The 15,903-nt window shown below is 54.3% G+C and carries 10 protein-coding genes; all 10 read left to right on the top strand.

Annotation, left to right across the window (positions count from 1 at the left end):
• Positions 1-25: 25 nt before the first annotated feature.
• Positions 26-3,442, top strand: coding sequence for an FtsK/SpoIIIE family DNA translocase (locus BLT02_RS02795; RefSeq protein WP_242869685.1), 3,417 nt, complete (start codon positions 26-28; stop codon positions 3,440-3,442).
• A gap of 249 nt (positions 3,443-3,691) precedes the next feature.
• On the top strand, positions 3,692-4,567 hold the full coding sequence (locus tag BLT02_RS02790; protein ID WP_092991348.1) for a sulfide/dihydroorotate dehydrogenase-like FAD/NAD-binding protein: 876 nt from the start codon (positions 3,692-3,694) through the stop codon (positions 4,565-4,567).
• A gap of 130 nt (positions 4,568-4,697) precedes the next feature.
• The gene (gene gltA / locus BLT02_RS02785; RefSeq protein WP_092991347.1) at positions 4,698-6,092 is read left to right on the top strand and encodes an NADPH-dependent glutamate synthase; all 1,395 of its coding nucleotides are present in this window, start codon (positions 4,698-4,700) and stop codon (positions 6,090-6,092) included.
• A 267-nt stretch (positions 6,093-6,359) separates the two neighbouring features.
• Positions 6,360-7,469 carry a PhoH family protein gene (locus BLT02_RS02780; RefSeq protein WP_092991346.1) on the top strand — a complete coding sequence of 370 codons (1,110 nt, stop codon included), beginning with the start codon at positions 6,360-6,362 and terminating at the stop codon, positions 7,467-7,469.
• Positions 7,470-7,576: 107 nt separating this feature from the next.
• Positions 7,577-8,101: an rRNA maturation RNase YbeY gene (gene ybeY / locus BLT02_RS02775; RefSeq protein ID WP_092991345.1), complete on the top strand. Its 525-nt coding sequence runs from the start codon at positions 7,577-7,579 to the stop codon at positions 8,099-8,101.
• A gap of 74 nt (positions 8,102-8,175) precedes the next feature.
• Positions 8,176-9,477 (top strand): BaiN/RdsA family NAD(P)/FAD-dependent oxidoreductase, encoded by a 1,302-nt coding sequence (locus tag BLT02_RS02770; protein WP_092991344.1) that lies wholly within the window; start codon positions 8,176-8,178, stop codon positions 9,475-9,477.
• A gap of 113 nt (positions 9,478-9,590) precedes the next feature.
• Positions 9,591-11,669 (top strand): NAD(P)/FAD-dependent oxidoreductase, encoded by a 2,079-nt coding sequence (locus tag BLT02_RS16735; RefSeq protein WP_139187385.1) that lies wholly within the window; start codon positions 9,591-9,593, stop codon positions 11,667-11,669.
• A 79-nt stretch (positions 11,670-11,748) separates the two neighbouring features.
• Positions 11,749-12,675, top strand: coding sequence for a glutamate 5-kinase (proB, locus tag BLT02_RS02760; RefSeq protein ID WP_347474874.1), 927 nt, complete (start codon positions 11,749-11,751; stop codon positions 12,673-12,675).
• A gap of 524 nt (positions 12,676-13,199) precedes the next feature.
• On the top strand, positions 13,200-14,318 hold the full coding sequence (locus BLT02_RS02755; RefSeq protein WP_242869684.1) for a lactonase family protein: 1,119 nt from the start codon (positions 13,200-13,202) through the stop codon (positions 14,316-14,318).
• Between the two features lie 376 nt (positions 14,319-14,694).
• A complete protein-coding gene (tgt, locus tag BLT02_RS02750) occupies positions 14,695-15,834 on the top strand; it encodes a tRNA guanosine(34) transglycosylase Tgt (protein WP_092991343.1) in 1,140 nt (379 codons plus the stop codon).
• Positions 15,835-15,903: the final 69 nt, after the last annotated feature.

The following is a 15,903-nucleotide window of genomic DNA, read 5'->3' as shown; positions in this document are numbered from 1 at the left end:
ACCAATGCAGTTGCAGAGGCAGTCCATGGCACAAAATAAAACCACAAAAACGAAGACAAAAAGCTCCGGCAGAGCATCTGCTCCGGCTTCCGCCTCTTCCCGTAAAAAAAGCACCTCAAGTGCCCGTTCTTCCACATCCGCCAGGTCCGGCTCTGCAAAAAGACAGACCCGAACGGCAGGAGCGGCAAAAGGAAACCGGACCTCCTCCTCCAGAGAGGCCAGAGCACGCGAACAGGCAAGGCTCAGCCGGGAACAGAGAGAACGCGAGATCCGTCTGGATATCGCGCTTATTGTCATGCTCATCATCATGCTGTTCCTTTTTTTATCAATGCTTGGTTTCGGGGGAAGTGTCGGAAAAGTTCTGGCTGACATCCTTTTCGGTCTGTTCGGGATCGTCGCCTGGTGCGTGCCCGTCTATCTCTTTCTTTTTTCCCTGCTTCTGCTCACAAACTCCATGACGACGCGGATGCGGGTCAGGCTTGCCGCCCTGATGATCCTGATGCTCACAGGAGAAGCCATAGCTCACCTCCAGCTTCAGGCAGCGCATCTGATCTCCCTGGAGGCTCCTTTCAGCCCGCTTGAAGCCTTCCGCTTTTGTTCCGGGAACCATCTCGGAGGCGGAGTCATCGGCGGCGCTGTCTCCTGGTTTTTGTATTATGCGCTGCGGATGGTCGGAAGCGCTGTTTTCCTGACAGGAGCGGCATTGATCGGTCTCCTGCTCCTGATCCAGCGCTCACCCGCGGGCGCGCTGCGCAGCTGGCATAACCGCAGAGCAAATGAAGATACTCCAGGCTTTGCCGAACGCAGAAGGATCTACAGACAGCGCAGGCTCGAGGAGCTGGAACAAGAGAGAGAACGGGAGCTTGAACGGGAAGCTGAAAAGATCCTATACCGTGAGGAAAGAGAGGAGCGGAGGCTGGCTGAACCCGAACCCGCCCGAACCCGCAGAAAGAGAAAAAGAACACCGCTGTCCGGCAGAAATATGGATCTCGAACATACCCGCCTGCGCGGAGCGGGCCAGTCCCGTAACTCCTCCGGTTATCCTATGCTCTATGAAGAAGGGATTCAGGGGGCGGTGAAAAGGGATGTCCATGAGATCGTCGTTCTGCCCGCCGAGGGAGATGACCCTATGACCGTGCCCGCACAGCCCCGCAGAAGCCGGGCTGCGGCAGCCGGAACAGTCCGTCCCTTATCAGGCGGGGCACCCGATCCGGACGGCACACGGTACCAGAAACCCGGACAGGATCTTCCTGTTATCCATAATGGATATGATGATCTTTCCCAGGAGGACAGCCCTTCTGCAGAGACAATGACCGGCCGCAGGACCGAAAGAGTTCCGGAAGGTCCGGAGCTGATCAGTCCGCCGCAGGACACCGACTATAACCTGTCCGGCGGAAGGCCTGTGACTGCAGGACAGAGCCGACAGGGAGCCGCTTTCACGACAGCCCAGGGCAGTACTCCTTCGAGAAGGCAGGGAAGCTCCCTCACAACAGGCCAGATCTCACCGGAACTGAAAACATCCGGGCAAAGATCAGCCGGACAGGCTGCGGAAGGACCTGAAGTCATGACGGCAGTCATTAATCCGGACAGCAGCAGGTCCGGCCGTGTCCGTCCTGCATCCGACAGCCCGGACAGTTACGGTTCTGACAGGATCCACCCTGCAGCCAACGGCCTGGACAGCAGCTCCGGCAGGATCCGTCCTGCAGCCAACAGCCTGGACAGCAGCTCCGGCAGGATCCGTCCTGCAGCCAGCGACCCGGACGGCAGAAGGTTCTCCGGAAAAGAAGACAGCCGGAATACGGCGGCTGCCGGAATAACTGCCTCTGCAGAAGCCTCCCGGACGTCCGGTTTCAGTGTTCCCACAGAACAGGAGCTCGGGGAGATCTCCGTCCATCGCGAGAACAATGCAGGGAACAAGGGTGCCGGAACCGGGCAGAAGGCTGCCATGCGCAAGGGAAACAACTATGTCCCTCCGCCCTTCTCCCTGCTGGATAAAGGAGAGCGCCGCAGAAATGACGAGACTGAGCGGGAGCTCAAAGAAACCGCCCACCGCCTGCAGGAAACCCTGCGCACCTTCGGCGTACAGGTCACAGTCACAGATATCAGCCAGGGCCCCACTGTCACCCGCTATGAGCTCAGGCCTGACAAGGGAGTCAAAGTCAGCAAGATCATCAACCTGTCCGATGACATAAAGCTCCGCCTCGCGGCGACAGACATCCGGATCGAGGCCCCGATCCCGGGTAAATCCGCGATCGGTATCGAGGTTCCCAACAAAACAGAGACCACCGTCCACCTGAGGGACCTTCTGGAGTCCCAGGACTTCCGCAGATATGATGGGAGACTGCCCTTTGCCGTTGGTAAGGACCTGGGCGGGAGGACGGTCATCTCCGACATTTCCCGCATGCCCCATGTACTGATCGCAGGCGCGACAGGATCCGGTAAATCCGTCTGTATCAACACGATCATACTCAGCATTCTCTACAGGACATCCCCGGACCAGGTCCGCCTGCTGCTGATCGACCCCAAGGTGGTCGAACTGAGTGTTTACAAAAAGATCCCTCATCTGATGGTTCCTGTCGTCACAGATGCCCGCAAAGCCTCCGCGGCTCTGAACTGGGCAGTAGCGGAAATGGAAAAGAGATATCACCTGTTCGCGGCCGCGAATGTCCGCGATCTGGCAGGCTTTAACGCCCTCGTGACAAAGTCTATTAAGGAAGGGACTGATCCCGGGTTTGAAATTCTGCCCAGACTGGTCATCATCGTCGATGAGCTCGCAGATCTCATGATGGTTGCCAAAAGTGAGGTGGAGACTGCCATCGTCCGCCTGGCCCAGCTTGCAAGAGCTGCGGGCATCCATCTGATCATTGCGACCCAGCGTCCTTCTGTAAACGTCATCACGGGCATCATCAAGGCCAACATGCCCAGCAGGATCGCCTTCGCTGTCACGTCCCAGGTGGATTCCAGGACGATCCTCGACATGGGCGGGGCTGAGAAACTGCTCGGCAAAGGCGACATGCTGTTTTTCCCGCAGAATTATCAGAAACCGGCCCGCATACAGGGAGCCTTTGTCTCCGACGATGAGGTTTTGAGAGTTGTCGACTTTATCCGCAAGAACAACCGCGCCGAAAAGCACGATGAGGAAGCGGAACGCCAGATCGAGGTCATCGCTGAGAACGGCCCCGCCGCCCTCACTGCCCCCGAGATCCGGTCAGACCCGGGCAGGGATGAACACTTTGAGAAGGCAGGACGTTTCATTATTGAAAAGAACAAAGCCTCGATCGGACTTCTGCAAAGGGTTTTCAAAATCGGATTCAACCGCGCCGCCAGGATCATGGATCAGCTGGCCGACGCGGGAGTCGTGAGTGAAGAGAGCAGCACCAGGGCCAGGCAGGTCCTTATGACAATGCCGGAATTTGAGGAATATCTGGAAAACGGGTCGTAAACTGCGCTCGAAAGACGTCTCCGGACAGGTCAATAAGTGATATACGGCTTTTTACAGCTCACATTTGATGGTTATTTTCATTATTTTATTGTTGAAAAATAATCCTCAATCTGCTTAAATGTATTCTGTTGGTCTATTTTACTCAGCTAAAGTGATAAACAGCGAACATATACATTTAATTACACAGCTGACGATCCTTTTTCAATACAGGACATCACTGCCGTACCAATTTCAATGTAGGAGGAAAACATGTTCAGGATTCTCAAAAAGAAAAATCTTGCTCCGAACATCTTTCTGATGGACGTGGAAGCTCCCAGGATTGCAAAGAATGCTCTCCCCGGCCAGTTCCTGATCGTCCGCGTAGATGATGAAGGAGAGCGGGTGCCGCTTACCATTTGTGACTATGATCCGGCTGCCGGTACCGTACAGATCGTCTTCCAGGTCATCGGCGGAGAGACCCACCGGATGGCACAGTTAGAGGAAGGCGACAGTTTCCATGACGTAGTAGGACCTCTGGGCAGACCTTCCGATCTGACGGAGCTTCCGATCGAAGAACTCAAAAAGATGAAGATCTGCTTCATCGCCGGAGGCGTCGGTACAGCTCCCGTCTACTGCCAGCTCAAATGGCTTCATAATAATGGTGTGACAGTGGACTGTATCCAGGGCGCAAAGACAAAGGATATCATCATCCTCGAAGACGAGATGCGCGCGGTCTCCAACCTGCACATCTGTACCGATGACGGGTCCTACGGCATCAACGGCAATGTCACTGTTGCCCTCCAGAAGCTGTACGACGACGGCATGCGCTTTGACAGAGTCGTCGCCATCGGCCCCATGATCATGATGAAGTTCGTATGTCTTTTGACTAAGAAGCTCGGCATCGAGACCATCGTCAGCATGAACCCCATTATGGTTGACGGTACCGGAATGTGCGGCGCCTGCCGTCTGATGGTCGGTGATCAGGTCAAGTTCGCATGTGTGGACGGCCCTGAATTCGACGGCCACCTCGTAGACTTTGACCAGGCGATGCAGAGAAGCCGCCTGTATGCCACTGAAGAGGGCCGCCTCTTCCTGAAGGCAAAAGAAGGCGATACGCACCACGGCGGCTGCGGAAACTGCGGCTGATCGTGACAGACGCGCGTGACACTGGAGAGATTTCCCGTGTCACATTCGCCACAAGTGTCTGCGGAACGTGATCTGCAGCGGAAGCTGTACAGTCCCGGTTCCGCATGGAAATACAGGAAGGAAGAATATTATGGCACAAGATATGATGGTCAGAATTCCGGTTCGCGAACAGGATCCCAAAGTCCGCGCCACGAATTTTAAAGAAGTATGCCTGGGATACAACAAAGAAGAAGCTGAAGCCGAAGCAGCCCGCTGCCTCAACTGCAAGAAGCCCCGCTGCGTAGAGGGATGTCCCGTTTCCATCGATATTCCCGGTTTTATCACAAAAGTCAAAGAGAGCGACGTCAAAGGCGCCTACGATGTGATCAGCCAGTCCTCCGCTCTGCCCGCTGTCTGCGGCCGTGTATGTCCGCAGGAGAGCCAGTGCGAAGGCGTCTGCGTCCGCGGTGTCAAAGGAGAGCCCGTCTCCATCGGCAAGCTGGAGCGCTATGTGGCGGATACCGCCCGCGCCATGGGCATCAAACCCTCCACCGATGCAGCCCCCAAGGGCAAAAAGGTCGCCATCATCGGTTCTGGCCCCGCCGGCCTCACCTGCGCAGGTGATCTGGCCCGCATGGGTTATGACGTCACTATTTTCGAAGCCCTGCACAAGGCGGGCGGCGTTCTCGTCTACGGCATCCCCGAATTCCGTCTTCCCAAGGAAGCGGTCGTCGAGAAGGAAATCGAGAATGTCAAGGCACTTGGTGTCAAGATCGAGACAGACTGCATCATCGGCAAGTCCACTACCATTGATTCCCTGATGAAGGAGGAGGGCTACGATGCCGTATTCATCGGTTCCGGCGCCGGCCTTCCCAAGTTTATGCATATTCCCGGCGAGCAGGCCATGGGCGTCTTCTCCGCCAACGAATATCTCACCAGGAGCAATCTGATGAAGGCGTTCAGCCCCGATTCCAGAACCCCGATCATGAAGCCCAAAAAGGCTGTCATCGTCGGCGGCGGCAACGTGGCTATGGACGCGGCAAGGACTGCCCTCCGCCTCGGCGCTGAGACCCATATCGTCTACCGCAGAAGCGAAGAGGAGCTCCCTGCCAGGCGCGAAGAAGTCCTCCACGCCAAAGAGGAAGGCATCATCTTTAACCTCCTCACCAATCCCGTCGAGATCCATGCCGACGAGAACGGCTGGGTAAAGGGAATCACCTGCCTGCGCATGGAACTGGGCGAGCCTGACGAATCCGGCAGACGCAGCCCCGTCGAGATCCCCGGCTCCGAATTCTTCATCGAATGCGATGCAGTCATCATGTCTCTCGGGACCTCCCCCAACCCGCTGATCTCCTCCACGACTGAAGGCCTGGACACCAACCGCCGCAAATGCATCGTGGCTAATGAGGCAAATGGCCAGACCTCCAAAGACGGCGTATTCGCCGGCGGCGACGCCGTCACGGGCGCAGCTACCGTCATCCTCGCCATGGGGGCAGGAAAAGCGGCTGCAAAAGGAATCGACGAATACCTCTCCGGCAAGGCCTGAGACGTTTTCTTACAAAACTGCTCAGTTCGGGCCGCTTCAGCGGCAGCAAAAGGTATTGACGAATACCTCTCCAATAAATAAAGCGTGATTGCCCGCTAAGGATTTCCCGAAATACTATAACTATTGAAAAGAGCTTCCAGACCTGGTTCCGGGAGCTCTTTTTAAATATCCTCTTGCACTGAGGCGTTTGTTTTACTATGATAAAGAGACTGTCTTCATCAATGGATTTTCAATGATTAATAATACGATCCCGGAGGTTAATACTACATGGTAAAAGAGCTGGATTTCAGTGCAGAGATCCAAAGAGATATATTCGGAATGCAGGATTCCCATGTCCGCAAAATAGAAAAAGAGCTGCAGGTAAGCATCGTCTCCCGCAACGGGACCATGAAGGTCATCGGCGAGGAAGACCAGGTGGCGGCAGCAGTGGTTCTGCTTGAAGATATGGCAGGCCTGTCGGAGCACGGCTCCGATGTCACTTCCCAACAGGTCGACTATGCGCTGGATATGAAGGAAGAGGCTGTTCCGGGGATGCTGCAGAAGATGGACGGAGATATCATCTGCCACACGGTGAGCGGAAAGCCGGTCAAACCCAAGACCATCGGCCAGCAGCGATATATAGACGCCATCCGGGACAACCTGATCGTCTTCGCCAACGGACCGGCCGGAACCGGCAAGACTTTCCTTGCCATGGCGATGGCCATCACGGCATTTATGAACGGTGAAGTGGAGCGCATCATCCTCACCCGCCCCGCGATCGAGGCAGGAGAGAAGCTCGGATTTTTACCGGGTGATCTGCAGAGCAAGGTCGATCCCTATCTCCGCCCTCTTTACGATGCCCTCTACCAGATCATGGGAGCGGAAAAATTCCAGGCAAATATGGAAAAAGGCCTGATCGAGGTCGCGCCGCTCGCTTATATGCGCGGACGAACCCTCGACAATGCCTACATCATCCTCGATGAAGCACAGAACACGACACCGGAACAGATGAAGATGTTTCTCACCAGGTTCGGTTTCGGCTCGCACGCAGTCATCACTGGTGATGCTTCTCAGAAAGACCTGGCTCCTGACAGGCGCTCCGGTCTTGACGTCGCCATGACCGTCCTCAAGCGCGTGGACGGGATCAAATTTATCAACCTCACCGCACGCGACGTCGTCCGCCACCCCCTGGTGCAGAAGATCGTAAAGGCTTACGAGGACTATGAACTTGCCCGCTCCCGCTCCTCCTACAGACAAGATGGAGGAGACTACCGCGACAGGCAGGATGGGAATTACCGTGACCGGCAGGATGGAAACTACCGTGACCGGCAGGATGGGAAGACCCGCCGGGACAGAGACGGCCACAAAAGGCGGGACAATTCCGCGCGGCAGAATTGACTCCGGAATGCTTTCATTCATAGAAAGAGACGGCCATAAAAGGCGGGATAATTCTGCGCGGCAGATTGACCCCGGTATGCATTCATTCACAGAAATAGAGAACAAAAATGGAAAACAACTACACTCTTGACGCGGAGATTCTGACAGAGGGAGGAGAAGGCCGCAAATTCGACTTTGACTGCGAAACCCTCGCCGGACAAGTCTGCGCAGCCGTTCTTACAGAGGAAATATGTCCCTATGACACGGATGTTTTTCTGCTGGTCACAGATGAAGAAGAAGTCCACCGCATGAACCTGGAATACCGCGGGATCGACCGGACCACAGACGTATTGTCTTTTCCTGCAGTCGATTTTCCCGCCGAAGCTGATTTTTCCTCCGTACAGGAGAATGAAGCAGACTACCTCGACCCTGAGACGGGACGGCTCCAGCTCGGAGATATCGTCATCAACGCTTCCCGCGTCTGGGAACAGGCAGCCGAATACGGCCACAGCGTCCGCCGCGAATTTGCCTTTCTCGTCGCCCACAGCATGCTTCACCTGTGCGGATATGACCATATGACTCCGGAGGAGGCCGCCCGCATGGAGGCCAGACAGGAAGCCGTCCTCCAAGAACTGGGGATTCCGAGGGAATAAAATCCCCTATCTATGCCTGTAACTTTCAAAACCACAGTCAAATGCGAACTATTACTTTGAGGACTCCGTAGAACATGGATCTTAAACCCAAAATGAGGCCGGTACGTGTCGCTGTCATCGGAGGAGGCGCCTCAGGATGTATGGCGGCGATCACCGCTGCACAGGCCGGGGCAGACGTCCATATTTTTGAAAAAAATGAAAAGCCGGGCAAAAAGCTCTATGCGACGGGAAACGGCAGATGTAATCTGACCAACCTGCACATGGACGATTCCTGTTACCACACGCGGACAGCTGACAAAAATGGAAGTTCATTGATCCACTCTGCCATAGAACGCTATTCACCGGCTGATCAGATCCGCTTTTTTGCTGATCTGGGTGTTCCGGTCTTTGACAGGGATGGGTATGTCTATCCCCGGACAAATCAGGCTCAGACTGTCGTGAGGGCCCTGGAAAAACGGATCGCCGCGCTGGGGATCCGGGTGCACACCGGCTGCCCGGTCAGAAAAATCAGGCGTTCACAACAAGGAACGAAGGCTGATGACGCTGTTTTTTATGTGGACTGTAATGACCGGGAAGCCCGGGCTTTTGACACCGTCATCCTGTGCACAGGAGGAATGGCCGGCCCGCAGTATGGGACCACAGGTGACGGCTACCGGCTCGCAGCCTCTTTTTCTCATAAGATCAGCACTCCGCTGCCGGCCCTGACCGCCCTCGAGTGCAGAGGGCAGTTTCTGAAACGGGCGGCCGGTGTGCGATGCCGCGCTGCAGTCACCCTGTACACCGGCAATGATAAAAAACAGATCCGTGAAGGCCGTGAAGAGGGGGAGGTCCAAATGACCGATTATGGCATTTCGGGCATCCCGGTCATGCAGATCTCCGGCACGGCGGCAAGGCTTCTGGAATCAAAACAGCGGGTTTTTGTACAGATAGATTTTCTCCCCGAGTTTTCCGACAGTGCGTTCAGTGACGAGATCGAACGGCGGATGAGAGAAGACCGGTCTCAAATGCTGGGCGACCTGTTTCTCGGCCTTGTACACAAAAAGATCCTGGATCTGCTTCTGGCGGAAAAGGGACTCCAGGCGGAGATGAAAGCCCGGCGGATCGACGATGCCGGGATCAGGCAGATCCTGCAGTCGATGCGGGAATACACCCTTGAAGTCATACAGGTAAAGTCTTTCAAGCAGGCGCAGGTAACGTCCGGCGGTATCCCGCTGGAGGAAACTGACGCCAATTTCCAGTCCCGTCTGCAGCCCGGTCTGTTCTTTGCAGGAGAGGTCCTCGACGTGGACGGTCGATGCGGCGGTTACAATTTACAGTGGGCTTTTGCCACAGGTTATATTGCCGGCCTTGCAGCGGCACATTACTGCCGCGTGTAAGTCCTGTTTTCTCACCTTCCTGCCGCTTTCTTTTGACTCTAAGAGGCAAGAGGAAATACTCATTAGCAGAGACATCATAAACAGAGGCATCATATACAGAGGATACACGAACTTTGATACGTATATCGCAGATCCGTCTTTCCTGCGGCCATCCGCAGGATGCACTGGAACAGAAAATCAGAAAGGCCCTTCGTCTGGAGTCAGACGTACAGCTTCGCTCCGGATTTCCAACTTCAGGACTTACAACTTCAGGACTTCCAACTTCCGGCTTTCCTGTAATTCAAGGCAAAAACAGAACATCCGGGGACAGACGCACCTCCGGGTCCTCCGCCGGCGCCATGGTTTACCGGATCACAGGCCATTCCGTAGATGCGCGCAAAAAGCCGCAGCTTTTTGATATTTATACAGTAGAGGTGGAGACCGGTCTGTCCGCAAAAAAGGAAACAGCCCTCATACACCGCGCACGGAATAAAAATGTCACTGCCTCTTCCCCCGACAAGTGGAGATTTCCTGAGCAGGGCAGCGAACCGCTGCTGCACCGGCCGGTCATCATCGGCGCCGGTCCGGCGGGTCTTTTCTGTGCCCTGCTTCTCGCGGAACACGGCTACAGACCTCTTCTGATCGAGCGTGGGAAATGCATGGAAGAACGGATGGCGGATGTAGAGGCTTTCTGGGAAGGAACAGGTCCTGTTTCGAATCATTCCACTCCGGATTCTTCGGAATCTGCGGCAGAATATCCTGTCCGCGGCTTTACTCCGAATACCGATCCCGACCCGAATTCCAATGTACAGTTCGGTGAAGGCGGTGCGGGAACCTTTTCCGACGGCAAGCTCAATACTCAGATCAACGACAGGACAGGACGTGCCAGGTACGTCCTGCAGACCTTTGTAGAGGCCGGCGCCCCTCCTGCTATCCTGTATGAGGGCAAGCCCCACATCGGCACTGACCGTCTCCGCACAGTCATCCCCAATCTCCGCCGCAGGATCGAAGCCGCTGGCGGGGAGATCAGGTTCAGGACCGTCTGCGAGAGCTTTGTCTTCGAGGACATGCAGACTTCTGCAGACATGTCCGGAAATGAAATGTCCGGGGAGAAAAATTCCTCTGACAGTGCTGTCAGTACTCTGCCAGAACGCAGACTGAAGGGAATCTATATCAGGGACCTCTCCCGTCCGTCCGAACCCGAATTTCTGCCGGCTGAAGCCGTCGTTCTGGCGATCGGTCACAGCGCCCGGGACACCCTGGAGGAGATTTACCGCCTGGGGATCCCCATGGAGCAGAAAAAATTTGCCGTCGGGCTCCGTGTCGCCCACCCGCAGACAATGATCGACGAGAGCCAGTACGGGACTGGCGATCCCGCGATTCTTGCCTCCATGCGCCTGTCTGCAGCTCCCTACAAGCTGACCGCAAAAGCATCCTCAGGGCGGGGAGTCTACTCCTTCTGCATGTGCCCCGGCGGATACATTGTCAATGCTTCTTCCGAAGCGGGACATCTCTGCGTCAACGGTATGAGCGACGAAAACCGGGACAGCGGCTGGGCCAACAGCGCCATCGTCGTCACAGTGGGAGAAGAGGAATACGGCAGTCCCCACGTCCTCGCCGGCATGCACTTCCAGCGTGAACTTGAAAAAAAGGCATATAAAATGGGGCAGGGCTCTATTCCTGTGCAATATTATACAAAATTCCGCGAAGCCTTTGAGAAGACACATTTGTCAGTCTCTTTGTCCGAACCGGGAACAGGTTACTGTACACGCCCCCTCGAGGGAGTCTGTACGGTAACGGGAACAGAAAGCGCGAAAAAGCAGGAAACAGCAGAAGAGAAGAGGTCTTCTTCCAGACCCTGTCAGGATCCTCCGGTATTTGCAGCCAGAGGTGCCTGCCGTACAGCCCCTCTTGACAAGCTTCTCCCGGAAGGACTTACAAGAGATTTTATCGAAGGAATGGAGCAGTTCGGCAAAAAGATCCGGGGCTTTAACGGTCCGCAGGCCGTTGTAGCCGGGATTGAGAGCCGGACATCTTCCCCGGTCAGGATCCCGCGCGGCGATAACCTGCAATCAACAGGAGCAGCAGGCCTTTACCCCTGCGGTGAAGGAGCAGGCTACGCGGGCGGCATCATGTCGGCCGCCATGGACGGAATGCGCACTGCCGAAGCGATCGCCCGCAGGTACAAAGCAGACCATTGGGATAAGAACTAAGAACTGATCAATTCCAAAAGAATAACCTTTTAAAAAAGGATTTCAGGAAGAATAACCGTTTAAAAAAGGATTTCAGGATATGATAAATAAAGATATTGAGAATACAGAAGCTCTGCTCAATGCTCTTCACGAGGAGAACATGGCGCGCCGGGCTGGTCTCAGGGACAGGAAGAGAATCGTAGTCAAGGTCGGTTCCTCCTCCCTGCTGCATTCTACAACAAAGAGGCTCGATTATCACAAAATTGATGTGCTCGTCCGCGAACTCAGCGACCTGAAAAACAGGGGGAAGGACGTTATCCTCGTCAGCTCCGGCGCCACCGCAGTCGGGCGCGAAGTCATACGCAGGACCGGGGGCGGAGCCGATCTGGCAGAGGACAGCCCGATCACGGTCAAACAGGCCTGCGCTGCCATCGGCCAGGCCCGTCTCATGATGACCTACCAGCGCTTCTTTAATGACTACAACCAGATCTCCGCACAGGTCCTGATGGACAAGAACACGATTGAAAATACCCTGAGCAAATACAACCTCTACAACACTTTTAATGAACTGCTCAAATTTGATGTCATCCCGATCGTCAATGAAAATGACTCCGTCGCGACCTATGAATACTCTGTCGGTGACAACGACAACCTCTCCGCTATGGTAGCCTCTCTGATGCAGGCTGATCTCCTGATCCTCCTGTCCGATATTGACGGACTCTACACGGATGATCCCCGGATCAATCCCGATGCACGGTTTATTGAATATGTACCAGTCGTCGATGATCAGGTGATGAATATGGCAAAAGGTACGACCGGCAGTGAGAGCGGGACCGGCGGTATGTACACCAAACTGCAGGCAGCCATGATCGCTACCCGAAGCGGCTGCGATATGGTCATCGTCAACAGCCGCCATATGGATGTCATTCATGAGGTCATCCAGGGGCGCAGCCATGGCACCCTGTTCAGAGCCTGCGGCGACGGTAATTTCGATCTTCAGGGATATGTGGAAAGCTACTACTCATAATACACATGCGGGTTTGGCTTTTTTAGAGCAAACTTGAGAGACCACTTGAGAGCAAAATTGTCTTTTTCAAAAGACAATACCATTCATAAGTGTTTTATGTTATAGTAAACGAAGGAAAAAATCATTCTCTTTCGTTCGATGTCTACTGGTCACTCGTTGACCGGGCTCAAGGGTTCAGTGTTTACAGGTCACTCGTTGACCAGGCTCAAGGGTTCAGTGTTTTCTGGTCACTTTTGACCAGCCTCAAGATTTTTGAGAGATTCTCGCGCGAAACCCTCGAGAGAAACCTTCTATGCTTCAGGCTGCTGATCAGAGAGGATGAAAACCGCACTCCTTTTTACCGATGGGCATATTTTGTCTTTAGCTGCGGAAAGTTGTGTAGCTGTACGCGGCGGCTGTCTGGTCTTTAAGGTCCGGGTCTGTAACACAATCTATTACACAGACACAGAGGATCCTGTTAAAACCAAGGAACAGCAGCTTCCTGTATTTTGTGGAGCCGAATGGCTGCGGAAAGGACGTGAAAAATGTCAAATGATAATGAGATGAACCTGGATATGTCCAGATACGGGTATCAGGAAGGAGACAAGTTCGTAGCTTATGTCTCCTCTTATACAAGAGCCGGTAAAAAAAAGGTCGGCATCCGTATCTACGACGTTGATGTCGAAAACGGAACCCTGTCGGAGAAGAGCCAGATCTCGATCACGAATTCTTCCTATGTGACTATTTCCCACAATGGGCGGTTTTTATATTCCATTACGGATTTCGGGGTGGAATCTTTCAGGATCATCAAAGGAGGAAATCTGGAGAAGGTCAACTTTGCGTCCATCAACGGCATGCGGGGCTCCCATCTTTCCACAGATTATGAAGACAAGTATCTCTTTGTCTGCAGTTATCACGACGGCAAGATCACGGTCCTGAGGCTCAAGGAAGACGGCAGTGTTGGTGAGATCACTGACGAACTTTATCTCAAAGGCCTCGGGAGCATCGCGGAGCGCAATTTCCGGCCTCATGTCCAGTGTGTCAAGATGACCCGGGACAATAAGTACCTGTGCGCCGCGGATCTCGGTATGGATCATATCAATGTTTACACATTCGATCATGTGACCGGCAAGCTCAAACAGTGCTCCATCCTGCACTCCGAAATGGAATCAGCCCCCCGGCATCTCAAATTCTCCAGCGACGGTCATTTCCTTTATGTCGTCCATGAGCTCAAAAACCTGATCGATGTATATTTCTACTTTGACACGGAAAACGGCCCCGATTTTGAAAAGATGCAGACGGTTCCCACCCTCAATGACTACCATGCAACCGGTTCTGCAGCGAGCGCACTGAATTTTTCCTCGGATTTCAAATACCTCATCAGCTCCAATGCGGGAGACAATTCCGTCGTGATCTTCAGCATAGATCCCGATAACGGCCATCTGGAAAAGATACTCTGCCTGCCGATCAGCGGTGTGTATCCCAAGGATGCCGCCCTCTTCCCTGATGACAAACATCTGGTCAGCCTCAATCACGAATCGGACACCATGACATTCTTCTCTGTTGATATTGAGAAAAAGACCCTGATCATGAGTTCCAAAGAGATCCAGGTGGATAAACCCAACTGCATCATTTTCCACAAGCTTCTTCCGGACCAGCTGTGATCCCTGCGCAGGCAGAGTTTTCCCGTATTTTCCGGAGGGAATCCCTCCGCTGACAGAATTCCCGCATTTTCCGGTGGGAATCCCTGCGTAAACAGAGTTCCCGCATTTTTCCGGAGGGAATCCTTGCATAATCCTGCGCACAGTTTTATCCATCAATATTCCGCCCATCGGCGAAAGATGACGACGCAGCAGGGGGAAACGGGATGCTGTTGAGATGCTGTTTTTAATTCTGATTATGATTGAGACGTCACACTAACACTATCCGGCAAAAACAACGACTTGAAGCATGACAGGCAGGAAAGGATCTGAAACAGATTCTCCCTGCCTGTCCCCATGTTCATTTGTTCATGTAGTTCATACAGAAAGAAACAAAACCATGTATAAGATTCTGAAGAAAGAGGGCAGCGCCAAGCGCGCCCACATGACCACTGTACACGGCGTCATAGAGACACCGGTCTTTATGAACGTCGCGACAGCAGGCGCGATCAAGGGAGGGCTGTCCGCGGATGACCTGAGATCCATCCGCACCCAGGTCGCGCTGTGCAACACCTATCATCTCCATGTCCGGCCGGGAGATGAACTCGTGCACCGCAGGGGAGGCATTCACCGTTTTATGCGCTGGGACCGGCCGATCCTGACCGATTCCGGGGGCTTTCAGGTCTTTTCCCTGGCTGACCTCAGAAGCATCAAAGAAGAGGGCGTCACCTTCCGCTGCCATATCGACGGCCATAAGATCTTTATGGGACCCGAGGAAAGTATGCGCATCCAGTCCAACCTGGGGTCCACGATCGCCATGGCCTTCGATGAATGCCCGCCGGCTCTCGCGGAAAGGGAATATGTTACCCACTCCGTCGACAGAACGACCAGATGGCTTGAACGCTGCAAAAAGGAAATGCAGCGCCTGAATCAGCTAGAGGACACCGTCAACCCCGGCCAGCTCCTCTTCGGGATCAACCAGGGCGCCATCTACGGCGACATCCGGATCGACCACGCAAAGAGGATCACGGAGATGGACCTGGACGGATATGCCGTCGGCGGCCTCGCAGTCGGGGAAACGCATGAGCAGATGTACGACATGCTGGACCAGACTGTTCCCTGGCTCCCCGCCGACAAGCCCACCTACCTGATGGGGGTCGGCACGCCTGAGAACATTCTCGAGGGTGTTGCCAGAGGCATCGATTTCTTTGACTGCGTCTATCCCAGCAGAAACGGCAGGCACGGCAACCTTTACACCCACCACGGGACCGTACACATCAAGAGCGCCAGGTATGCCGAGGATGACCGTCCGATCGAGGAAGGCTGCGGCTGCCCTGTCTGCAGAGCCGGCTATTCCAGAGCCTACCTCAGGCACCTCTACAAAGCCCAGGAGGCCCTGGGCCTGCGCATGGGTGTCATGCACAACCTCTACTATTACAATCATCTGATGGAGGAGATCCGCCAGGCTCTGGACGAAGGACGGTTCGAAGCCTTCAAAAAAGCTGCGATCGAAGAGATGCATGTAGGTGAAAACGCCTGAAACACCCGGTTACACCCAAGTTCTGATAAAAAAATATTGTAATACTGCAGGTGTTTGTTGTATGATATA

The organism is Sarcina sp. DSM 11001, assembly GCF_900101015.1.
In the GTDB taxonomy this organism is placed as follows: Bacteria; Bacillota; Clostridia; order Lachnospirales; family Lachnospiraceae; genus CAG-791.
Note: the sequence above shows the minus strand (reverse complement) of the source record. Positions and strands in the feature narration are given on the sequence as shown.